The following is a 24886-nucleotide window of genomic DNA, read 5'->3' as shown; positions in this document are numbered from 1 at the left end:
TCAAATAATCTGATTACTTATAAACTTTCTATAATTTATAACTTCCATTATATGTTCATCATTAATATTTTCACTTTGATTTAAGTCTGCTATTGTTCTTGCTATTTTTAATATTTTAAAATATGAACGAGTCGATATATTTTCTTTACGATAGATTGTTTCAAGAGTTTGTTTGCTAGATGAACTTAACTCACAAAATTTATTAACTAAATCATTATTCATTTGAGAATTATATTTAATCCCAAATTTTTTCAATCGAAAATATTGAATTTCCCGTGCTTTTACTACAGTCTCCAAAATCTTTTTGCTAGTTACTCTCATGTCTTTTTTGTTTCCTACATCAACATAATCAATCACAGGAGTATATGAAAATATATCAATGCGATCGAGTAAACTCTTAGAAATTTTATTTATGTATCTTTCTCTTTTCACAGTATCACAAACACATTGTTTTATAGCACTATTGTTTAAATAATTACCGCATGGACAAAGGTTCGTCGCTCCTAACAATATAAAATTACTTGGAAATTCTATCATTTCATTATTTTTATTTAATTGTATCTTTCTATCTTCTAAAACTTTTCTTAAAACTTCTAGAGTCTCACGTTTAAACTCAAGCATTTCATCTAAAAATAAAACACCGTTATTGCTCAAAATCATTTCGCCCACTTTATTTTCACGACCACTGCCAATCAATGAACTTTTAGAAATCGTATGACTTACTTCTCTAAATACAGGTTGTCTATAATTTTCTTGTATTGAAGTAAAATTATAAATTCTTCCTTTATCCAGACTTTCCTCATATGTAAGATTAGGTAAAATTGATTTAAATGATTTTGCAAGCATAGTCTTACCACTTCCAACTGGACCATAGAGTATTATATTATGAAATCCAGCCGCTGCTATTTGGATAGCTCTTTTGCTACTAACATGTCCCAAAACATCTTCCAAATTTATATTATCCTTCACAATATTACAACTATTATCGCGTCTTAAGTTAGTATTATTATTAACTACTCCCTTCTCAGCATAATCTACAAAGCTTTTAAAATTATTAAAATAATTTATATCTGTGTTTTGTATGATTTTTGTTTCAAAATAATTATCCTCAGATAAAACATAGCTATTATACCCATCATCTTTTCCGTCCAAAATAATTGGTATACTCCCCTTGATACCTTTGATATGCCCATCTAATGACAATTCTCCAAGTATTATTGTATTAAACAGATTTTTAATTGGATTTATTTGTTTAGAACATATAAGTATTCCCGTTGCTATGCAAAGATCTAAAAGCGATCCTTCTTTTCTAATGTTCGCTGGTGCTAAATTAACAGTAATTTTCCCAAGAGGAAATTTAAAACCACTATTTAGAATTGCACTTCTTACTCTCTCCCTAGATTCTTTAATCTCAACATTAGGTAGTCCCACTATATTAAAAGATGGTATCCCCTTTGTAATAGATACCTCTATATCTATAATCCGTCCTTTTATATAATTGAAGGTAGCACTCTTCAATGAAATTACCAAATTTTATCACCCCTCAGTCGGAGTATTACAATAGAAAATAATTTTATTCACCAACATATAGTATTTTTGAATTAATTTTTGTAAAATATAAATTACATTTAGTATTTTATAATCGCTGTTATAATTATTGAAGGAGTATTTTATGACAATATTAGTTTTAGCATTCTCGTGGGTATGTATATCTTTAAACATATTAAGTGTATTAATTATGATATTTCTAGAAAGAAAAGACATTAGGAGTATACAATCTTGGATTCTTGCATTTTTATTGCTACCTCCTATATTTTCTCTCTACATATATTTCATATTTGGATGTGGTCCCAAATTAAATAAGAAGAAGATAGAAAAAAGGAACTACAGAATTTTTAATGAGCTGGAAAAAATGATCGATTATAGCGAATACGATTCATTACCAGATGATCCAAACTTGGATACTTCTATTGCAAAATTTAATTTTCTTCATAATAAATCGGCCATAACACAGTTCAATGATATAAAAATTTTTAACACAGCTTACGATAAATTTGAGGATCTCATTAAAACTATTAAGAGTGCTAAACACACAATCCATATCCTCTATTACATAATTAAAAATGATAATATAGGAAATCTTCTAATTGATACTTTAATAAATAAAGTAAAGGAAGGTGTAAAAGTAAGAGTAATCTACGATGATGTGGGTTGTATTTGCGTTTCTAAGTCCCTATTTAAAAAACTTACAAACGCTGGAGGAGAAGTTTATCCATTCTTTCCTTCATATTTGAAATTTATAAATCTTAATCTTAATTACAGAAATCATCGTAAAATAGTTGTTATAGATGGAAAAATAGGATATGTCGGTGGTGTAAATGTCGGAGATGAGTATATGTCTTTACACAAGAGGCTCAGACCTTGGAAAGATTGCCATGTTAAAATTATTGGTGAAGCCGTTAATTTCCTCCAACTCCAATTCATACAAGACTTATCTTATGTAAGTAATCATAGAATTGAAACGGAAAATAACTTTATGGAAAAATATTTTCCCAAATCTGAAATTAAAAATAAAACATGTACGCAAATCGTTGCAAGTGGTCCAGACTCGAAGAATTATGAAAATATTAAATCATCATACACAAGAATGATCTATTGTGCTAAAAAAGAACTTTTAATTCAAACTCCGTATCTCGCATTTGATGATAATCTACTATCAGCAATCATAAGCACTGCTAAATCAGGGGTTAAAGTCAAAATAATAATTCCAAAAATATATGATAAAAGAATTGTTTATAGGGCTTCAACATCTTATATCAATCAATTAATAGAATCTGGAATAGAAGTCTATTTATATAATGGATTTATACATTCAAAAGTTATTGTCATGGACGATAGTGTTACATCAGTCGGAACTGCCAATTTTAATATGAGAAGTTTTTCATTAAATTTTGAAATTAATGCATTTATTACGGATCTTGAAATAACTAGGCAGGTAAAAGAAATATTTTATGAAGATATAAACCATTCAATAAAATTAGATGAAAATTTTGAAAAAAACAAACCTCTATTAGTAAAACTAGAAGAATCCATATGTAGATTATTTGTTTTATTGTTTTAAAAGTGGAACTTAATTATTAAGTTCCACTTTTTTTATGTTAATGCTACAATTGTAAACAAATCTAGTATTTTAAAACTATCTAAAAATTTAAGGAGTTTAAATTATGATACATATTGAACAAATAACTGATTTTTTATCTACCATATATGAATTTATAAATAGCAGCTTCAGTTTTGATGATATTCAATCAAACAATGAAAACATACTTACAAAAACCTTTAATCAATTTAGAAATTTAACAGATCAAATACCTGAAGAACTAGAAAATCTTAAAAATAATATAATTATAAATCCAAATAATATGCAACTAGTAGATAAATACAAGCAATTCTTATTCTCTACCTCAATAAAAACAATTTTAGAACATTTAAAATCATTTTATATAGATTTTAAAAATATTTATCCCCAAATAAATAAGGGACAATTAGATTTAATATTAGGTATTAAAGATAACTTTAATCTAGATGATTTAACACATTCTCTATTATTAATTTTTACATCTAAGTTATGTAGAACTTCATTGCCATCTATATCTTTTGATTTAATTATGGAAGCTTTCAAAATAAAAAATGATTTAGCTAAATTTTTAGGGCTCGATCATCTTAAAAATTATATTTTTAAGGAAGAGGTATTATCTGAGCAATTGCTAGTAGATAATTGTCCAATCTGTGGTGAAAAAGGTGCACCTTTTCATAATGCCCCATGCTATAACATGATTAACTATACTGATAATTTTTTGCCAAGTAAGTTGTGGATGAAATGTAATTCATGCGAAAATCTATATTCAAAATATTATCCTCATAAATTTTTTAATACTAATCATTCAATTAAAGTAATTAGAAATGGAGTTACCCCCACCCCATCCCATTTACAATCGAATGTTAGCACACATACATTAAGGAATTGGTGTGATATATTAAATAATATTTCTGAATATTCAAATGGAACTGATATTCTTGAAATTGGAATAGGCAAAGGAGCTCTAATAGCTACAGCGTTAGAATTTGGATACTCTATAGATTGTATAGAAATAGATGAAAATATTGCGTATGAAATTTCAAACATATTAAACCATGATATTATTTGTTGTGACTTCTTAAATTTTAGGACGGATAAAACATATGACATAATAACTATGGGAGATGTAATTGAACATTTATCAAATCCAATCAATGGGCTTAAAAAAGCTTATTCATTATTAAATGACGATGGTGTATTATGGATTTCAACACCAAACTATAATAGTGCATTTAACAAACTTCATAAAATAAATACTGCTATGTGGAATGAACCTTATCATTTAACTTATTTTTCTAAAACTGGCTTGGAAAATATTATAAAGAAATTAGGTTTTGAAATATTAGATTATCGTATCAGTATCAATTACAATGGATCAATGGAAATAATATTAAAAAAAGTAAGAATCTAGAATAAAACTAGATTCTTACTTTACATTATTACTCAATTTTTTATAATCCAAAAGCTTCTTTTAATCTTTCTGTCATTTCATCCATGGAAACTATATTATTCATTCCGATTGCTCTTCCAAATTTTTCTGCATTGGAAAGTAAATCAGATCCACAAATAAACAAATCAGCTGATCCTGAAGTAATGTCACCAATTGTAGTATGATCAACTTCTACATCTGTAATTCCAAGATTATTTAAAGCTTTCTTTGCATTCATTTCCATTAGAAAAGATGATCCAAGACCTGAACCACAAACACATAATATTTTTTTAATTTCTGCCATAATATCTATTCTCCTTTTTATTAATTTATATTTTATCTTAAGAATTCTTTTGACCTATTACCTTAATTTGATTCTACATTTTTTCTTCTAGCCACAAAATTATAAACAATTGGTATAACAAATAAAACTACAATTATTGCAAATAATCCATTGCCCGTAATAAATCTAGATAGATTACCAAACAAGATACCAACAACCGTAAAATCTGCATCAGAAAATGTTGTATTTGCAAAACCAAGAGATCCTAATACTGGAAGCAAAGCTGCAGATAAAAATGTAACCGCAATGCCATGTATTAACGACCCAATAACACATCCTTTTAAGCCTCCTGTCGCATTTCCACATACACCAGCGGTTGCACCACAGAAAAAGTGAACTACTGCCCCAGGTAAAATAATTGCTACTGCTAATCCAGCTTTACCCATAAAAGCTAAAGCTATTAACCCAATAATTCCTCCAACAAAAGAGCTTAAAAATCCAATCAACACCGCATTAGGTGCATATGGAAAAATTGTTGGACAATCTAATGCAGGCTTTGCATTTGGAACAAGTTTTTCTGAAATACCTTTAAAAGCAGGTAAAATTTCTCCAATCAACATACGAACACCAGATAATACAATGTAAATACCTCCAGAGAACGTAATCGAATTTATTATTGAATATAAAATCCAGTTACTTTCGCCAAAAATAGCTGAAGCTTCAACATTATGTCCAAAATTTGCAACCCCTGCAACAACTATATAACAAAAAAACATTACAATAGCAATCGATACCATATTATCTCTGAGAAAAGATAATCCTTTTGGGAATTTTACATCTTCAGTTGTACGCCCTTTATTATTTTTATTGCACAACTTCCCAATTTGTCCGCTTAACCAGTAACAACTACTTCCGAAGTGACCAAAAGCAAGAGAATCATCTCCAGTAATTTTTCTCATAATTGGTTGCATCAATGCAGGGAACATAGCCATAACAAATCCTAAAAGTAATGCTCCTCCCACAATGAGTTGCCATCCAGTTAATCCTGCTATTGACAAAATGATAGCGATCAAACAAGCCATATATAATGAATGGTGTCCTGTAAGAAAGATATATTTCCATCTAGAGAATCGTGCCATTACAATATTAGCACACATTCCCAATGCAAATATAGCAGAAGTTTCAACTGCAAATTCATTCAATCCAAGTGAGGTTATAGCCTCATTATTAGGCACTACTCCCTGTATACCAAATGCCAATTGAAATAAATCACCAAACGGAATGATTGCTGATTGAACAACAGAAGCTCCAGCATTCAATACAAGAAATCCTAAAATTGTTTTAATAGTTCCTTTGATAATAGATTGAAAATCCTTCTTTTGTAGTAATAATCCAAGCATCGCTATCAATCCTACAAAGATTGCAGGTGTAGATAAAATTTGTTGGATAATATTTAAAATATCTCGCATTGCTTCTCTTTCCTTCCTAACTAATTAAAATAACTATATAACTCTTCTGTATCACTTGATTTTAAGATTTTCTCAACTTTTTCCTTATTCTGTAGAATCTCAGAAATTTTCATTAGTGCATTCAGATGACTGCTAGAATCAGTTGCTGCCAATGTCAAAAATAATCGTGCTACGATATCTTCTTTATCAAATTTTACTTCATTCCTAAATAGAGTAATTGCAATTTGGCTTTTCAATACCCCATACTCTGGTCTTGCGTGTGGCAAAGCAATGTACGGTGCTATAATGATATAAGTTCCAAGCTTCTCAATTTCTGAAATAATAGCTTCTTTATATCTCGGTTCTACGCATCCATCTTCTTCAAGCGGAATCACCGACATCCTGATAGCTTCTTTCCAATTGCTAGCTCCATCTAGAATTCTTACATTTTTTTTATCTAGCAAATCCATACTTCACTATCTCCTTTCTGTTTCTTTATATAAAAATCATAACACTACAATATAAAAACTAGAAGTACAAATGTAATCATATAAATGTGCAAATAACAATACTCATCAAAAATAAAAGGACACCACCTAAAATGTGATGCCCTATAATATTTCATTCAAAATTTCAAAGACTCCTATTTCCGTACTAGCATTAACAATCCTTCTAATATTTTCTGAATTCTCAGCAATTTTAAAAACATCATTCAGAATTTTTAAATGTCTTTCATGATCTACTGTAGCCAAAACAAATATAATCTCAGCTCGTTTCCCTTCTTTAAAGAAAATTGGGTTTTTAAATATAGTCATAGAAATATCCATCCTATTTACCCCATCTTCAGGCTTTGCATGTGCAAGCATAACTCTATCAGTTATAAACATATAAGGTCCATAGTACATTGTTTGGGAAATCATAACGTCTAAATATCTTTTTTCTATACTTCCACTTTCAACAAGATATTTGCCTGCAATATAAATGCTATCTTGCCACATAAAACTATCTTGAATTACTGCTATCTTTGATAAAGTTAGACATTCCAGTATTCCATTTTCCTTTTCTAATAAAGCAATATCAAGACTTTTTGACTGACCTTGTAAACAATGAATAATATCTTTCTTTAAATTATCATGCTGTGAATGATCTACATACTTTTTTATTGTATCAAATAATATATTGTAGATTTTATTCTTCTGTATTCCATTCACCATATAATGATTCAATATATAATCTTTATCTTCATCCATAAGTATAGGATTAACTACGATAACTGGAACTATACTTTTAATGTTCACCGTCGAAATTATGAGATCACAAATATTTTGTGCGTTAATTATATCTACAGCCGATACAACACCAACAATTTCTACATCTGAAATCAATTTAACTACTTCACGCTTTATCATATTCCCCGTTGAAGTTCCATTAACACACACAATTAATATACGGAGCTTGTTCCCTTGACATTTAGAAACCTTTAAATATGCACCAAAATGTAATGAAAGATAAGCTACTTCACTATCTGGTATTGGTAAACCAATCATTTGTTCTAAATATTGGGATACCTTTTTTGTAATATCAAACAAATTCGGATACTCTCTAACAATATCATCTCTCAATGGATTTCCAATTTGTATTCCATATTTATAACGATACATAGATGTTTTAATATGAACAAATAATGCCCGCTCTAGCTCCTCCTTATTTTCAAAATTAACACACGCAGTCCTTTCAAATTCTGTTACAAGAGATTTTGTAATTCCATATACTGATTGATCGGCTCTATCTTCAAAAAACTTATCTGTTACTACCGATACACGTGATCCGAGTAAATGAAGACTCAAATATACTTTTTCCTCCTCCTCTAACTCATAAAAATATTTTTCAACCAGTTGGAATTCTCTAGATCGAAAAATTTCATCCTTCTTTAATCCAGCAAAATATAATTTCTCTCTGCAATTACGCATAACAGGCATCAAAGCTGCCAAAGATAATAAGTCTCCTTCCATATATTCAACTTTCAATTCACTCTTCAATGAATTCAAACGCTCATAATGTTTATGTATCTCATCTCTATCGAAAAATTTAAGAGTTCCATTATCAAATAAAGGCCTCAAGGTATTGAAGTATAAAAAAAATAAAGCACATTTTCTAACAGCATCTCCACATACTTCATATCCTTTCTTAGCTTCATATTTTAAATCTAAATCGTATTCACGAAGCTTTTGGATAACAATCCTCATATCACCAAATACAGTATTCCGACTAACTTTACATGCATCCATAATATGATTTATATATACAGGATCCTTGCTATATATAATATAACAAATATTAATTTTAACTCTTTCTGAATGCAAGAACACATGATAATCTTCTGAACTTTTCTTCCCCAGAGATTCTTTAATTTTTAACTTGTCCTCTTGAGAAAGTAAAATTCCCTTTCCTCGCTCAACTCTAAGTTCTTTTATTCCTTGTTCGTCTAGCCATTCATTAATATTGCACAAATCATAATAAATACTCCTTCTAGACACTCCCGTTATATCTGCAATTTTCTTAAGTGAAACATAATCATTCTCCCTCAAAAGAACTTGTATAATTTTCTTACACCGTTCACTAAGGTTACACACTGCCATCCTTGCACCCCCAAACATAGAAAATAAAAAATTTACTATTTTAAAACATTATAAATTAAGATTAATTCCTTAACAATCATTTTAAAAATACTTATCTCTATTAAATTACATAAAACAATAAGGACTTCTGATCCCTAAAAGCATATCAAAAGTCCTTTATTTATATAAATAACAATTTTTCATCTACTATATTTTATCGCATTATCCGTTCAATGTGCAGTGTGAGATACATGAGTTCTTCCTGTGATGTTTCAATATTTAAATTTTTCTGTATATAACTTGCTACCCTCTTTGCACAACTATAAGCTGCTAAATTTTCATCTATAACTGCTTTCAAAATATTTACATGTTGACCATCTAACATTTTATTATCCAAAACACGTTGTATGAAAAATTGTATATGTGTTAAAAATCTAGAGTAATGTATGGAATCTTCATTTATTTGCTTCCCAAAGGAAAACTGAATAATCCCACATATATCTTTTAATAAATTTACCGTACACAAAGTTTTTTTAATATTAAAATCTTGCATACGAGCATTAACAATATGAAAAGCAATGTTACCACTCTCTTCTTCAGGTAAATTAATATTTAATTGCTTATTCAAAAATTTTCGAATTTTCTCTCCTACGACATATTCATTAGGATAAAATCTTTTCACTTCCCAAAGTAACCTATTAGGCAAGAATATATTTTTTTCGTATCTCTCTAGAGCATACACTAAATGATCAAATAAAGTCACGAATAATTGATCACTTAAAGTATCAGGAAAGGATTCATAGGCAATTTGTAAAGCTTCTTCAATTATTTCAGCTGAGGAACTTGGAATATCTCTTAACAAACGTATATATTGCTTTGTTATATTTTCATCCTTCAATATGTAAACCTTTTGAATTTGTTCTTGTCTTAACTCTTTACCAACTTGATTTATAAATCTGAGTCCCTTGCCCATAACAATTTGTTCAATTCCATTTTCATCTATCGTTAAAATCAAATTGTTATTTAGAATCTTCTCTACAATCAATTTTTCCACTCCCCTAAAGATACGTCAACACTTTTATTCTATATGTTTTTACCATTTTCTTCAATAGTTTTTTGATACCAATAAAAACTGTCCTTCTCTATGCGTTTCATTTGTTTACAATCTTGCTCTTCACGATCTACATATATAAATCTATATCTTTTAGCATAACCTTGATGTGTACTCACAACATCCAAAGCTGACCACGGACAATAACCAAATACATCAACCCCATCCGTAATAGCCTGCTTTATAGCATGTAAATGATTTTTATAAAAATCAATTCTATATGAATCATGAATTGATCCATCTTCTTCAAGCTTATCAGAAGCACCAATTCCATTTTCTGTAATAATAATAGGAAGTCTATAGTGATCATACACTTTTCTGAGTGTATGTCTAAATCCCGTCGGATCAATTACCCATCCATATTGACTTTTATCAACAAAAGGATTCTCAGAAGCTCTATATACCCCTTGCTCACCAAGCATAATTTGTTGATCACCTGCACGAGCAGATACATCAGAAGAATCTCCATGACTTGCTGCAATAGTTGCTGTGGAATAATAATTCATGGCTATAAAGTCTGGTTTGGCATTTGAAAGTGTTTCTTTATCTTCTGGATAAATTTCTGGCATCAAATCCCTATCTCGCAAATAACTAAGTGCCAAAGGATGATACCAACCAAATACAGGCACATCTGAAAAATTCCAACAACGTAAAACCTCCCAGTTATATGCTGCAATAGCATCCTGTGGTTTGCAAGTTGCAGAATACATAGCTGTTAAATTAAGTGCTGGACCTATTTTAGAATTGGGACATATTCTATGACAAAGTTTCATAACTCTTGCCTGTGCAAGCATCATGTGATAATTCATTTGATAGAGCTCTTTTTTTGTTGGAAGAGATTTATTAGGCGGTAATCCGATTGCTCTTGGATGCAAAATCATTGTATTTTGTTCATTAATAGTTAGCCAGTATTTTATATCTTTCCCGTATTCATTAAACAATACATTACAGTACGACTCAAACCTATCTATTGTTTCACGATTTACCCACCCACCCTTAATTTCTAAATACTATGGCAAATCAAAATGATACATAGTAACAATATGCTCTATATTATATTTTTTACATTCTTCGATTACATCACGATAATGTTCTACTCCTAATCTATTTACTTTCTGATCATCATTAGGTATAATCCTACTCCAAGCAATAGAAAATCTATACGCCTTTAAACCCATCTTTGCAAATAACGCTATGTCTTCACGGAACCTATGATAATGATCGCTTGCAATAGTAAAATCCTCATAACCTTCTGGATGCTCGTAAATATCAATTATTGAAGAGGTCTTACCCTCTTCATTCCATGCACCTTCAACTTGATAAGCTGAAGTAGAAGCTCCCCAAAGAAAATTTTCAGGAAAATCCAATAATTTATTATATATCATTTTAAAATCACTCCCTATTCTTCACGCCTATAATTTTATCTCCGTGACTTACAATTTGATTTTCCATCAGGTCAATACTAGAAAACTTATCTGTATTTGTAATTATAATAGGCGTTATAACATCAAATCCAGCATCTTCAATTTGTTGCTTATCAAATATTAATATTAAATCTCCATATTTAATTTTATCTCCAACTTTCATATGTGCTTCATAAAATTTACCACCCAAATTCACAGTATCAATGCCAACATATATTAGAAGTTCTATTCCCGTATCAGATATTAATCCAATAGCATGTTTTGTTTCAAACAAGGATGCAATCTCACCATCAAATGGTGCATAAATTTTACCTTTACTTGGCTTTATTGCAATTCCGTTCCCCATAACTTTTTGTGAAAATACTGCATCAGGAACATTTGATAAACAAATAATTTCTCCTGTAATTGAAGAAAAAACTTCAGCTTGATAATCATATCTAATTTCTTTATTATACATTTCTATAGTATCATGAGACTTAGAATATTGATTCTTTTCCACATCTCCAAATCCCATAATACATGTTGCCACAAATGCAGAAATAAGAGAAATTAAGCAAGTAATTATTGCATGAACTATATTCATTGGATTCTCTTCAATAAACGCAGGTAATCCAGCAATTCCTGGAGATACAAATGCATATCTTACAAGTCCAGATAAACCAGCATATACACCACCTATTGCACCACCTATCATGGAAACAATAAGAGGCTTTTTAAGTTTCAAATTAACACCATAAAGAGCAGGTTCCGTAATTCCCATTACTGCGGTAAATCCAGAAGAAAATGCTATCTGACAAAGTTGACTATTTTTAGACTTTACAGCAACCGCAAGAGTTGCAGCACCTTGTGCAATATTAGATGCCAACATACCTGGTCCATTTACAATTTCATATCCGAGAGATGAAATTTGAACAGTTGCAATTGGAGTCATTGCCCAAGCTGTACCTGTCAATATTAAAAATGGTTGAAGGTCTCCCATTAACATAGGCAATAACCAATTCGCGTAAGAATTTATAGTATTTGCTACGCTTTCAATAACAGTATTTAAAAATGCTCCAAATGGACCAACTATAATAAGTGCAATCGGCACAGATACAAACAAAATAATAAGTGGTTTAAAGAAAAATTTAATAATAGATGGCGTATACTTCTCTGCAAAACGTTCTACATATGAAAGGATCCATATACTGAGTATAATCGGAATTACAGAATATGAATACTCTACAAGTTTAACTGGGATATTGAAAAAATTAATAGCCTCACCTGATGAGACCATACTATTCCAAGTTGGATGCAATAAAGCACAAGCAAGAGTCATTGACAAAACAGGATTGCAAGCAAATTTTACTGATGCACCATAAGCAAGCAAAACAGGCATAAAATAAAAAGCTGCATCTGAAATAAAATTCATCAACTGATATGTCGGAGTCTGATCATTCAGTCCTAATAAAACTAAAATTGACAATACAGCCTTAATCATACCGCAACCAATAAGTGCAGGAATTACAGGTGTAAAAGTAGTTGAAATAGTACTAACAATATTATTAATTATAGAATTTTTATGTTTTGGCTCACTTTTATCATCACTGCCAACAACTCCCCCTATTTCATTAATCAAAGCACGATAAGTAATTGGAACATCATTTCCTACTACTACTTGAAATTGCCCACCTTTTTCTACTACACTAATAACTCCATTTGTTTTTTCAATAGCATTTACATCAACCTTATCGCGATCATAAAATTCAAATCGTAATCTTGTTGCGCAATGCGTAAGTTTACTTATATTATCCTTTCCGCCTAAAAGTGACAAAAGATCGTAAGCAAGTTTTTTATAATCCACTAAACATCATCTTTCCCAATTAAATTATTGACAATAAAAAAAAGACCACAACAAGAAAACATCTATATATAGATGATTTATTGTGTGGTCTTGCCTGCATTACCAGTAACAGCCAAATTTAATTCACTTACCAACAAACATTTTATAATAATTAAGAATGTAAGTCAATCAATAAAATAATTTTTATAGAATTTATAATTTCAAATCCATTGCGACGTGGGGAATCCCATCTTTTAGAAACTCCTCAGAACAAATCTTAAATCCTTCGCGTTCATAAAATCCTGTTGCATAGCATTGTGCTTCAATATAAATTTTCTTAGGATTCATCTTATTCTGAATTTGTGCAATACCCTCTTTCAAAAGTTTACCTCCAAGTCCATTACCATGATAAAGTGTTAATACTCTTCCTATCTGTACAACGTTATCTTCCTTCAAAAAAGCTCTAAGACATGCAACTACTTCTCCATTATCTTCAAAAAATACATGAAGACTATGATAATCTTTATCGTCTAAATCTTGATACACACGATTTTGTTCTAACACAAAAATTGATATTCTTGCTTTCAAAAGTTCATATAGCTCCTTAGTTGTCAAATCATCAAAATACTTTACAACAAGTTTCATTTTCATCCATCCTTCATTAATTATAATTAATATTTATCAACTTTTTTCAACATTCAAATCCCCATATGTCAAATCAAGCCTGTACTCTCAAAACACTATCTCTAATTTGCAATAACAGGAGAACTATACTAACACCTAATAAAATATGACCAATTCCAGCAATTCCAGAAATTGCTGCATTTATTCCAGCAGAAAGAACATACGAAAAAACTTGAATGATTCCTCGCACAACAAACATCGCAACAGTCAAATTTAATCCAATATGATAAACAGTTAATATACGCACAGTCTTTGCATTAGTAAAAGAAAAACTCTTTTCTAACAAGAGTAACAATAAGAAGAATGCCATACCTAAAAAGAAATAATGAGTATGAATGACCGAAAGAACAGTTTTTTCAGTATATACATTGAATTTAGTAAACTCTCGATAAAATACACCACCAACCATCGCAAGAATAGAATATAGTATAGCCATATTTATATAACGTTTCATAATTTATTCCTCTCCTTTACTTACATTTCATTTTAAATCATGGTAATATCAAACAACAACAAGGTATTTCATTCCACTTTTATAATCTACCTACTTTAATGAACATTGTTCAATTTACTATATAAAAAATACTAACCTCAGTAGAATTTTAATAAATAGTCCTATTAATTATTTCCAGTACAGTAGCTGGATTATAATCCTTCTTTAACAAATTAGATAGTATAAGAGAAAATAATACATCTGCAAATTTTTCAACAGTAAACTGCTTCGTAAAAGCATCAATCCTGATTCTCTTATCCTGTTTCAAAACACAACACAGCCTATCTATAATATATTGCCAAACTCTTTGCATTCTCCATTTAGCACTAGATTTATCTTCATACATAAAACTCAAAGAGTGAAACGTAAAAAATCCGGGATATTGTTGACATCCATACTCCATCTGATTATACATCCATCTAATATAATCTTGCGTATCCTTAAATACTTCACTACCCTTACATTGAAAAATTTCATACCATATACTTTCTATAGTAGCCCCTTCAAGCTCAGCTTTAGAATCAAAATAATTGTAAATAGACCCTACTGACACTCCACAAGCCGCCGCAACAGAACGAATATTAATAACAGAACATACTTGTTTCCTAATTAATTCTCGGCTAGCTTTCAAAATATCCTCTTTTGATGTAACAACTGTATTCATCTAATCACCTCAATATGAACAATGTTCATTATAGCGGATTGTCCTTATTTTGTCAAATATCATATAAAAAGAAGGATAGCCAATTAGCTATCCTTCTTTTTTCATTTTAGCATATCCAACAAAACACAAAATAACTTGTACAATAACAAATATCGCATATAAAATCATAAGGAAAATAGATACAAAGTATAATATGCCTGATACTAATGCTGCCCATCTTTTATTCATTCCCCATCCTATCCAATTAAACAAAACACCCAATCCAACAAAAAGAATATGTGGTGCAACCAAAACACCTGCTAAACCTACTCCTAATGCTTCTGCTCCATTTGAAGATGAAGATATACCATTAAAAAAATAAATGAAAATATATATTAAATAAAGAGTACTCAATATAGCAGATACTAATAACAATTTACTTCTCTTCATAATTAATAACTTTCTCCCTAAAGTATAATAAATTTAATCTATTCAGCTAATTTCTTATCTTCATATAATTTTTGAAATTCTTCTAACAAAGGATTGTCCCATATATTTCCATCAAAATCAGTATAGGAAACTACTATCGCTTTAAATTTTGCGATATTATCATTACCTATAGACAAACCTCCATTTTCACCATAAGATGCTCCATTAACTAAATTAACATCACTATAATTTACTTTCTTAAAATACTCTCCATCGGTAAAATCGTATTGACTTTGTATTTTAACCGGAAGATTATTACTATCCCATGCTACATATCCTAATACAGCATTTTTTATATCAACACCACTATCATTCTGAAAAACTGCGGACAAAAGATCAGGACGTAAAAATTGATCCTCTTGAGAAATATACTCAGTTCTTATAATTTTCACAGGTTGATTATTCAATGCCTCATCTAGCTCTGCTGAAGTCATATCCTTTTTATCTTCTTTCTTAGGTTCAGATACTTTATCCTCTACATTAGTTGAATCTTGATTATTCATTACATTGCTTGTACTATTAGTATTATTATTTGAACCGCAAGAAACAGTTGAAACACCAATTCCAGCTACAATAAACATCATTATTAATAATTTTATTAACATATTTTATCCTCCTTAAAATCAACTAATTAATTTAGCTCCTTTAGTACGATTACATTTCCAAAAAAGAATTTGAAGGTTTTCTTATGTAGACAATCCACCTTTTGAAAAAAGATATTCCACAAAATTATTTAAATTAGCTATGTCCAACTTTTTATATCAAAACGTATAGATTCATTTTCCCCATAACTCACATACTTGAATGTATAACTAAAAGATATAAAGCGAATACATGAATTTTATAAAATGTTCTAAAATAACTCCCCTTTCTATTTATAAACTTCAACATCTAAAACGACACATAATTTAACCTCCATAAACAAATATCGCAACTATTATAAAAAAAAACGGCTGTCAACTACCAAAATGTCAATTTTATCAATATTTTATCAAATATCTTCATTTAAAATGCAAAATAATAAGAAATTTGTTATTTACCGCACCTAATCTATATTTAAAAAAAAGTGAGATAGCTAATAGCTATCCCACTTTATAAGAATCAAATATGGTATTCCTTACCTTCCACTGTCTCAGTTTTATACTCAATAAAAAACCATATATTCCTAATGTTATTATTGTTAGAAGAATCCATTTAAGCCAATTAACAAATAAATCTCCACCTCTCCCAACAAAACTTAACCTTTGTCCATTAATTATAGTGTGATTAATCCTATATTTTTCCTTCATACACATAGCCCATGAAAAACCAATTCCTAAAGTTACAATAATAAGTAAAAATGATAGTATATTAATACCCAAAAGTTCTGCTAATTTTCCATCAAACTCTGATTCCTCAAAATACCATGGACGCATAAAAAATTCCCCTTATATAACCACATTATTAACAAATCTTATTTAACTAGTCTTAAATAATTTGCCCATCCTATACTATAAAATACATTTTCTAAAGATATACTAAGTAATTCAAAATATTGCATTAATCTTTGAATGTTATATAATTGTATTAATTAAATTATTAATTATCTTATTGTTCTTTCAATTCTTAATATTCTCTCATAAAAACTAATAAACACATAAGATAAAATTTATAGTAAGAGGGTATAAAATAAACATGAATACTTTAAGAAAAATTATTAAAAACACAATTATTGCTTGCATACCATTCACTATCTTATCAACTATTAATGCTAACTCATCACCTCTAAGAAGATCTAAAAGTTTACCCAATATAACATTTAACAACATGTTTAATGAAAATTTTAGAAAATTTTTTGAGTTTGGTCAACCTATCATGACTACTAGAACTTCAGCAAGTGTATCTAATCTAAATGATACAGATGATTTCCAAAAATTGAGAAATGAGATGGTGTTTTCAAATAATGCACGTGCAATGCAAAACGGTATATTCCCACGACCAATGTGGAAACTTTACCTAGATGGATCTGATTTTGTAGATACATATACAGGTTTAAAAATGCCTAGAGTCAATAATGCAAATATTTCTAACGCAACAAAAGTACAATATTTTTTCGAATAAATAATGATATATAAATAAAATACATTTGCTAAATTTAATCTTGAAAGGATATATCAAAATGAATGAAAAAAGATATTTTATTCTAGATGGAATAAGAGGATTTGCAGTAATAAATATGATTATCTATCATTTCATTTGGGATTTAGTTTATATATTTAGATTTGATATACCTTGGTTTGAGTCAGAAATCTCATACATATGGCAACAATTTATATGTTACACATTTATCTTTATCTCTGGTTTTTGTGAACCTCTAGGTACTAGAAAACTTAAAAGAGGTATTATAATTTTAGGACTTGGAATTTTAATAGAGATAGTCACAATGATTGCAACGCCAGAAAATCGAGTAAGATTTGGCATTCTAACACTACTTGGATCATGTGCAATTTTAATAATTCCTGCAAAAAAATTTTTAGAAAAGTTTCCATCAATATTTGGATTAATTCTTTCTATTGCGTTATTTCTCCTAACAAAAAATATTAATGATGGTTATCTTGGATTTAATAATTTAAATTTAATAAAATTACCAAGTAATCTATACAAAAATTCTATAACTACATATCTAGGATTTCCTATGCCAAACTTTTATTCAACTGATTATTTTTCTTTAATGCCATGGATATTCTTATATATTTCAGGATACTTTTCATACCAAATATTCAAGCGTCAAGGATTCCTTAAATATTTAAAAATAAGTAAAATCAAATCTCTTGAATGGATAGGACGCAACTCCCTAGCTTTATATGTTATTCATCAACCACTTATATATTTTTTAATCATACTATTTCTTTAAGTAATTTTAAAAAACAGTAAAAGGTTGACTCTTAATAGAGTCAACCTTTAACACTATATTATTACAGTTCTTCGCCGTTGGTCTCAATTACGTGCTTATACCAATAGAAACTGTCTTTTTTTATACGTCGAAGTTGCTTCACATCAAAATCGTCCCGATCCACATAGATGAAACCGTAACGTTTGCGGAAACCCTGGTGGGAGCTCAACAGATCCATTACAGACCAAGGACTATAGCCAATCAACTCCACACCATCCTCAATCGCATTCGCGCAGGCTTGGATGTGACTTCGTATATAATCGATACGGTAAGAGTCATGCACCTTCCCATCCTCTGTCAATACGTCTGCCATTCCTAGTCCGTTTTCCGTGATAATCATAGGAAGATGATAACGGCGATAGTATTCATTAAGTACAATACGAAGACCCATCGGATCTATTTGTGCACCATATTCGCTTGCAGAAAGATTTGCGTTTTTCTCATTACGGCAGTATCCATACTGATCAAAGTCAACCTCATTATCCCGATAAACTCGTTCGCCAATTGGATGTTCCTCCGATGCAGGTAGATAACTAGCACAGAGGGTTCGGTAATAGTTTAGTGCAATATAATCAATCTTTGCACTTTTCAGAATTGCCACATCCTCTGGCTCCATCTTCGGTACAATATTACGTTCTCGTAAATAGCGCATATAATATCCAGGATATTCACCGTTAATGTGCATTTCCAAACAATAGTTAGTTTTGAGCCAATCATTCATCTTAGCTGCCCAGACATCCTCCGGCTTATTGGTCAATGGATAAGTACAAGTGGAAGACACTGCTGGACCTACCTTTCCGCCTTCCACTAGTTCATGACAAGAGTTAACAGCCAAGGCGTGACCCAGGAACATATGGTAGTCCATCTGAGCCCGAATTCTATCAGCTTCCCACAAATCATCAACATAGATATTCATCCGCTCGTTAACACGAATCATCAAATTCTGCTCATTGATAACCTGCCAATATTTGACACGGTCGCCAAACTCCTTAAAGCACACCCGTGCGTAGCGTTCAAAAGCAAACGCACAGTTTCGGCACTCCCATCCGTTGTACTTCTCTACCAGTGCATAAGGCAAATCGAAATGATATAATGTAACAAACGGCTGAATACCATTGGCAATCAACTCATCGATTACTTTGTTATAGAAGTCAATACCAGCCGCATTAATATCGCCGTCACCATCTGGAACAATTCTAGCCCAGGAAAGAGAAAAGCGATAAATCTGCATTCCCAGTTCTTTCATCATAGCGATATCTTCTTTCCAATGGTGATAAAAATCACTAGCTACCTTAGTATCAGCCTGTTTGTCGGAACGCTTGAAAGAATTAAAGTCAGCAACAGTTTTACCTTTTCCATCCTCGTCCCATCCACCTTCGATTTGAAAAGCGGATGAAGATGCACCCCAAAGAAAATTTTCAGGAAATTTTTGTTTCATAATAACCTCCTATCAGAAAATATGTTTAGCGGACAACAGCTATGGCATTTTTGCTGCTATCAGCCTGCCCAGTCGTAATGGTACGGATCTCAGAATAGTCATCAGAATTAGTCACAATAATAACGACAGTAGTATCATAACCAGCAGCTTTGATTTTATCAATATCAAAAGTAAGTAGTGTCGTTCCTTTAGCAACATGTGTACCGTCTTTAGAAACGCGAGTGAAGTGTGTACCGTTCAATTTGACTGTATCGATACCAACATGGATCAATAGTTCAACACCATCATCTGTCAACAGTCCAACTGCATGGTTGGTGTTATGAATAACCTGAATCTGACAGTCTGCAGGGGCCACAATCTTTCCTTCCGTTGGAATCACACCATACCCCTGTCCTAACATACCTGTAGAAAAAACCTTATCATCCACCTGAGAGAGTGCAACAGCACTTCCCTTTACAGGAGAAACGAGAACAGTGTCGCCAGATACCTCAGTTACATTATCCGTAGGAGTATCAATAGCAGACTGTACCACCGGAGTAGCAATAGGATCATCCTCAAAGCCTACAATATAAGTTAGCACAGCTGAACCGAAGAAAGCAACGCAGATACCAAGGATATATGCCACAAACTGCCCGAAACTAGTACCTTCGCCCCAATAGGACATAATAGTCAAGATACCATTGTTGGCAAAGCCTGTATTGACTGCATGGCCAATTCCCATAATTGCACCACCTACTGCACCAGCAATAACTGCACAAATCATAGGCTTTTTCAGCCTAAGGTTACATCCATAAACGGCAGGTTCAGTGACACCCACCAGCCAGGCCGAAAGTGCAGCAGAAGCGGAGACCTGTTTAAGGTTCGCACTTTTGGTCTTGAACATAACTCCAAGCGCGGCACCAGCCTGGGCAAAATTTGCGGAACCGGCAAAGCACATAAGCGTATTCGTACCAGTCAGTGCTACATCATTCAAACCGATAGGTAGAAGAGCACGATGTGCACCAAAAATTACACATATACCCCACAGACCGCCAACTATGATACCACCCAAAATTGGACTGAATCCGTAAAGTGCAGTATACAGAAACTGAACAATATAACCAACATAAATTCCCACGGGACCAACAACTACCAGCATAACTGGTACCATAACAATCAAGGAAATACCAGGAACAAGGATCAGCTGGAGAATTTCAGGGACATATTTTTTCAGGAATTTCTCCAGAAAGCTCAGGACAATAACTCCCAATATAATCGGTATAACGGACTCTGTATAAGCAAATACCCTAGAAGATTCACCTACAGTAAACGCCATTTTTATTACTGGTAGTCCGAATATGTTGGACTTTGTCGCTACATCCTGTACGATGGCGTCAATAGTGGGATGGCAAATAAATCCACCTAACATCATAGCAATAATGGTATTGCACTTAAGTGCCTTTGCAGTAGTAAAGGCCAAGAAAATCGGCATAAAATAGAAAATAATATTACTAGCGGTGTTCATAATGACATAAGTGCTGGCCGTAGAATCAAAACCAGGAATCTTCGCAGCTGCTGCCAGCAGGCCCTTAATAAGACCAGCCGCCGCTATTGCTGGAACCAGTGGAGTAAATATCTCACCAAGCTTTTGAATAATCACGTTACCGATGCTTTGCTTTTCTGCCGATACATGGCTTGTATCGCCACTTTCGCCAACCTCGCCGCCCAAAAGTTCTACCGCTGCGTCATGGATTTTAGTCACTTTATTTCCCAAAACAACTTGGAATTGACCGCCTGCAATCACAACAGAGATAACACCTTCCAACCGTTCTATAACAGCCTTATCCACTTTCTTACTATCCTTCAATACAAAGCGGAGCCTGGTAAAACAGTACGTCATACCCTTGATGTTTTCCTTGCCGCCGACGTTCTGGATAATGTCACCGGCAATTTTCTTGTAATCCATAAATACCCTCCTTAAATATATTTGGAAATTCGCTTTCGTCAGTTCTGATCAAAACATCAGAAAATCAGGAACAAAAAAAGACCGGATAAGAATACTGACACGATATTTACACATCAGCTAATCTTACATCCGATCTTGCCTGCACTACCAGTAATAGTCTTCCGTTCCTTATTAATTTGAGTAGATAATAACATACCTAGAAAAACGATGCAAGACCTTTTAAAAATTTTTCAACTTTTCAGCTTTAAATAAATTAAAAAATCTTCTACTTGTTTAAGATATATAAATTTACCCTTATTATATAATATATAGTTAATGCTTGTACAACTCTTATATCATTAATACCAAAATTGTATGTACCAAATCCTGTGAAAGAAAATATAGTTAAAGCCAACAATGTTTTTAATATCAAATAAAAAAGAGCTATACAGCTCTTCAATTAAAAATTTCATATTATTATAAAGTTACTATTTACCTTATTTTTCAATTCCGTATTCTTAATCTTTAAGGCGATTAATTTCATCTAATAACGCTTTCTGTAAAACTTTAGAAAAATTTATATTCAATGCCACCGCTTCATCATTCAACCATTTAGGTATAGTTAAATTTTTCTTTACTGATTTATTAAAATACTTTTTAGCATACTCATCCGCATCAACTGTTATTATTTGTTTGATAAATTCAACATAATTATTTTCTTCATCCCTTTCATCAACCTCAACTAAATCTAAATCTAAAGTTGGTTTAGGAATTTCTTCACCTTGTTCTTTACACCATTTTATCTCTCCAGCAAGACATTCAATTGCCATTTTTATTGCATCTTCTAAATCTTCTCCACATGTAGCAACATCAAAATCAGGTAGTGAAACACCATAATTACCTTCTTGATATTTATAAAAAACAGCTGGATATGAAACTATCATTTAAATTAACCTCCATATTAATTCTAAGGATGTTGATTGACATAACTTTGATATTATATCATGTATACGCGTATATTGCAAATGCGTATATCAAAAATATTTATATAAATTATAAGATTCATTTTACACACTTAATTTAAATTTATAAATCATCCAAATAAATAAATAAATTAGGACTTTCCCTATATCTCTATTGCATCTACTATTTACATTTCCAAGTAATTTTCAGAGTTCAAAGTATAACTGATTATAAAAATAGTCTACAATTTCATTTTGCCCAGATCTTGAGGAATACTTTTAACATACAAAGTGTCAGAACTTAAATCAACTTTATTACTCCAATTTAAATTACTATCAATATTTGAATCTTTATCCCAAGATACTACGTTACTTTCATCCAGATATACTCTTTTAAAGTTATCATAATCACTTAAAAATTCAAATACAGTTCCTTTTTCTATTAAATCATTGCAATCATATTTCCGTATCTCATCATTATCAAATTTAAGAGTCAATGTATAATCATTATTTGGAATAACTTATATAATTGTTCTTTCAGCTGTTGCAAAATATTTAGCCATATCATAATCCATGCCTCTATCAAGATAATACTTTATTTTTTTATCCATATTATTCCTCCTATAGAACCGTTTATCTCAACGGATCTATACCAAATAATTCGTAACTATTTTAAGCTAATTTCTCAATCCACGCACCTGCGTGAGGTGCGACCAACTATAAGATTTTTAATTAGGGCAGATTTATACATTTCAATCCACGCACCTGCGTGAGGTGCGACTTTTAACATCTATATCATAGTTACAAAACACTTTATTTCAATCCACGCACCTGCGTGAGGTGCGACTTTTTACTTGTGTTGGAGCCTATCAAGCCACCATAATTTCAATCCACGCACCTGCGTGAGGTGCGACATATCTTATTTAACTCAAGCATCGACACCTCTTAATATTTCAATCCACGCACCTGCGTGAGGTGCGACAATAGAAAATAAAATTTTATCTTGTATAGATGAAATTTCAATCCACGCACCTGCGTGAGGTGCGACAATAGGAGCTATTAAATCATATATCCAAACTAAAATTTCAATCCACGCACCTGCGTGAGGTGCGACACTTGTTGATGTTTGATGACGATACATATATTTTTATTTCAATCCACGCACCTGCGTGAGGTGCGACCTTTTGTATAATTAAATGGTTGTCTAATATACTTAATTTCAATCCACGCACCTGCGTGAGGTGCGACGTATAAGAGCGTTTAATGATAATACATATGAGTTTATTTCAATCCACGCACCTGCGTGAGGTGCGACGTTTAAGAGTTGGAAAAACTAGTAAATATATGATGATTTCAATCCACGCACCTGCGTGAGGTGCGACATTTCGAAAAGCTGGAAAATTTATTGATTGAAAATTTCAATCCACGCACCTGCGTGAGGTGCGACAATATGCAGATGATTCAACTGAATACAATTCCCCAATTTCAATCCACGCACCTGCGTGAGGTGCGACCTTTTGATTCTAATGGTAATTTTATTGGACTTGAATTTCAATCCACGCACCTGCGTGAGGTGCGACCGTTAAATTTAAAAATAGCTGATAATCATAAATAGACATATTACTTATGCGAACACTAATATTCTACATAATTTATCTATAAATATCAATACCAATTATTCTGCTACAATCAAGTATTAATATAGCTTCGCGAAGCACTTATAAATTTAATGTAAGCTTATACTTCGCAATCAAATTATAATAACATCTTCAACATCAATGGAATGTTTATTACCTATATGAATTACCTTTTTTCTTCCAGAATTACCTAAATTATAATATCTTACACTATCTCGTTCTTTATCTATAACTTTATCTATATCTGACTTAAGCATCTCAAATTGTAAATTATCAACTACACATTCAAAAACAGAATTTTGAACTCTAATCCCATAATTCTCACAAATTTTTGATACTTTTCTAAGTCTTTTTGCGCCATCATCAAAATTCAATCCCACATCATATGTAACTAAAATAAGCATTGAATC

At 31.4% G+C, this 24886-nt stretch carries 22 protein-coding genes, 1 pseudogene and 1 CRISPR repeat array; of the genes and pseudogenes, 4 read left to right on the top strand and 19 right to left on the bottom strand.

The features are described from left to right. Positions 1-1530 carry a YifB family Mg chelatase-like AAA ATPase gene (locus SFBM_RS03755; protein ID WP_005806341.1) on the bottom strand — a complete coding sequence of 510 codons (1530 nt, stop codon included), beginning with the start codon at positions 1528-1530 and terminating at the stop codon, positions 1-3. A gap of 142 nt (positions 1531-1672) precedes the next feature. Between SFBM_RS03755 and cls the strand changes: the two genes are divergently transcribed. Both cls and SFBM_RS03745 read left to right on the top strand, forming a co-directional pair. After that, a complete protein-coding gene (gene cls, locus SFBM_RS03750; protein WP_005806343.1) occupies positions 1673-3121 on the top strand; it encodes a cardiolipin synthase in 1449 nt (482 codons plus the stop codon). 103 nt (positions 3122-3224) lie between these two features. After that, positions 3225-4550 carry a class I SAM-dependent methyltransferase gene (locus SFBM_RS03745; protein WP_005806345.1) on the top strand — a complete coding sequence of 442 codons (1326 nt, stop codon included), beginning with the start codon at positions 3225-3227 and terminating at the stop codon, positions 4548-4550. Between the two features lie 40 nt (positions 4551-4590). On the opposite strand, the gene SFBM_RS03740 is transcribed toward SFBM_RS03745, so the two are convergent. The 13 genes and pseudogenes from SFBM_RS03740 to SFBM_RS03675 form a co-directional block, all read right to left on the bottom strand. Further along, entirely contained in the window at positions 4591-4872 is a 282-nt protein-coding gene (locus SFBM_RS03740; protein ID WP_005806346.1) for a PTS sugar transporter subunit IIB, read from the bottom strand. Between the two features lie 62 nt (positions 4873-4934). Next, positions 4935-6320 carry a PTS ascorbate transporter subunit IIC gene (locus SFBM_RS03735; protein WP_005806348.1) on the bottom strand — a complete coding sequence of 462 codons (1386 nt, stop codon included), beginning with the start codon at positions 6318-6320 and terminating at the stop codon, positions 4935-4937. A 20-nt stretch (positions 6321-6340) separates the two neighbouring features. Continuing rightward, positions 6341-6769: a PTS sugar transporter subunit IIA gene (locus tag SFBM_RS03730; protein ID WP_005806350.1), complete on the bottom strand. Its 429-nt coding sequence runs from the start codon at positions 6767-6769 to the stop codon at positions 6341-6343. 141 nt (positions 6770-6910) lie between these two features. Further along, entirely contained in the window at positions 6911-8938 is a 2028-nt protein-coding gene (locus tag SFBM_RS03725; protein WP_007440602.1) for a BglG family transcription antiterminator, read from the bottom strand. Between the two features lie 193 nt (positions 8939-9131). Beyond that, on the bottom strand, positions 9132-9962 hold the full coding sequence (locus SFBM_RS03720; protein ID WP_014017918.1) for a PRD domain-containing protein: 831 nt from the start codon (positions 9960-9962) through the stop codon (positions 9132-9134). A 38-nt stretch (positions 9963-10000) separates the two neighbouring features. Further along, a pseudogene (locus SFBM_RS03715) lies at positions 10001-11413 on the bottom strand (glycoside hydrolase family 1 protein). Between the two features lie 7 nt (positions 11414-11420). Further along, on the bottom strand, positions 11421-13295 hold the full coding sequence (locus SFBM_RS03705; protein ID WP_014017917.1) for a beta-glucoside-specific PTS transporter subunit IIABC: 1875 nt from the start codon (positions 13293-13295) through the stop codon (positions 11421-11423). Between the two features lie 192 nt (positions 13296-13487). Then, the gene (locus tag SFBM_RS03700; protein ID WP_014017916.1) at positions 13488-13919 is read right to left on the bottom strand and encodes a GNAT family N-acetyltransferase; all 432 of its coding nucleotides are present in this window, start codon (positions 13917-13919) and stop codon (positions 13488-13490) included. Positions 13920-13992: 73 nt separating this feature from the next. Further along, positions 13993-14412, bottom strand: a complete 420-nt coding sequence (locus SFBM_RS03695; protein ID WP_005806366.1) for a DUF2871 domain-containing protein — start codon at positions 14410-14412, stop codon at positions 13993-13995. A gap of 148 nt (positions 14413-14560) precedes the next feature. Beyond that, complete coding sequence (locus SFBM_RS03690; RefSeq protein WP_005806368.1) at positions 14561-15115, bottom strand: TetR/AcrR family transcriptional regulator; 555 nt, start codon at positions 15113-15115, stop codon at positions 14561-14563. 87 nt (positions 15116-15202) lie between these two features. Next, positions 15203-15544: a hypothetical protein gene (locus SFBM_RS03685; protein ID WP_005806369.1), complete on the bottom strand. Its 342-nt coding sequence runs from the start codon at positions 15542-15544 to the stop codon at positions 15203-15205. 38 nt (positions 15545-15582) lie between these two features. Further along, entirely contained in the window at positions 15583-16188 is a 606-nt protein-coding gene (locus tag SFBM_RS03680) for a DUF5780 domain-containing protein (RefSeq protein WP_005806371.1), read from the bottom strand. 477 nt (positions 16189-16665) lie between these two features. Next, complete coding sequence (locus SFBM_RS03675) at positions 16666-16998, bottom strand: DUF898 family protein (RefSeq protein WP_005806373.1); 333 nt, start codon at positions 16996-16998, stop codon at positions 16666-16668. 259 nt (positions 16999-17257) lie between these two features. Between SFBM_RS03675 and SFBM_RS03670 the strand changes: the two genes are divergently transcribed. Beyond that, on the top strand, positions 17258-17683 hold the full coding sequence (locus SFBM_RS03670) for a hypothetical protein (RefSeq protein ID WP_014017915.1): 426 nt from the start codon (positions 17258-17260) through the stop codon (positions 17681-17683). Positions 17684-17741: 58 nt separating this feature from the next. Beyond that, complete coding sequence (locus SFBM_RS03665; RefSeq protein WP_014017914.1) at positions 17742-18476, top strand: heparan-alpha-glucosaminide N-acetyltransferase domain-containing protein; 735 nt, start codon at positions 17742-17744, stop codon at positions 18474-18476. A gap of 61 nt (positions 18477-18537) precedes the next feature. Here the strand turns inward: SFBM_RS03665 and SFBM_RS03660 are convergent, their stop codons facing one another. The 5 genes from SFBM_RS03660 to cas2 all read right to left on the bottom strand — a co-directional run bounded on the left by SFBM_RS03660 (position 18538) and on the right by cas2 (position 24880). Beyond that, complete coding sequence (locus SFBM_RS03660; RefSeq protein WP_005806379.1) at positions 18538-19953, bottom strand: glycoside hydrolase family 1 protein; 1416 nt, start codon at positions 19951-19953, stop codon at positions 18538-18540. 25 nt (positions 19954-19978) lie between these two features. Continuing rightward, positions 19979-21898, bottom strand: coding sequence for a beta-glucoside-specific PTS transporter subunit IIABC (locus SFBM_RS03655; RefSeq protein ID WP_005806381.1), 1920 nt, complete (start codon positions 21896-21898; stop codon positions 19979-19981). Between the two features lie 497 nt (positions 21899-22395). Then, positions 22396-22821 carry a type II toxin-antitoxin system HicB family antitoxin gene (locus SFBM_RS03650; RefSeq protein ID WP_005806385.1) on the bottom strand — a complete coding sequence of 142 codons (426 nt, stop codon included), beginning with the start codon at positions 22819-22821 and terminating at the stop codon, positions 22396-22398. A 260-nt stretch (positions 22822-23081) separates the two neighbouring features. Then, the gene (locus tag SFBM_RS03645) at positions 23082-23336 is read right to left on the bottom strand and encodes a DUF2442 domain-containing protein (RefSeq protein WP_242821639.1); all 255 of its coding nucleotides are present in this window, start codon (positions 23334-23336) and stop codon (positions 23082-23084) included. A gap of 185 nt (positions 23337-23521) precedes the next feature. Further along, positions 23522-24419: a CRISPR direct-repeat array (repeat unit 32 nt; unit sequence ATTTCAATCCACGCACCTGCGTGAGGTGCGAC). A gap of 170 nt (positions 24420-24589) precedes the next feature. Then, positions 24590-24880 carry a CRISPR-associated endonuclease Cas2 gene (cas2, locus tag SFBM_RS03640; RefSeq protein ID WP_005806392.1) on the bottom strand — a complete coding sequence of 97 codons (291 nt, stop codon included), beginning with the start codon at positions 24878-24880 and terminating at the stop codon, positions 24590-24592. Positions 24881-24886: the final 6 nt, after the last annotated feature.

The organism is Candidatus Arthromitus sp. SFB-mouse-Japan (assembly GCF_000270205.1).
GTDB lineage: Bacteria > Bacillota > Clostridia > Clostridiales > Clostridiaceae > Dwaynesavagella.
Note: the sequence above shows the minus strand (reverse complement) of the source record. Positions and strands in the feature narration are given on the sequence as shown.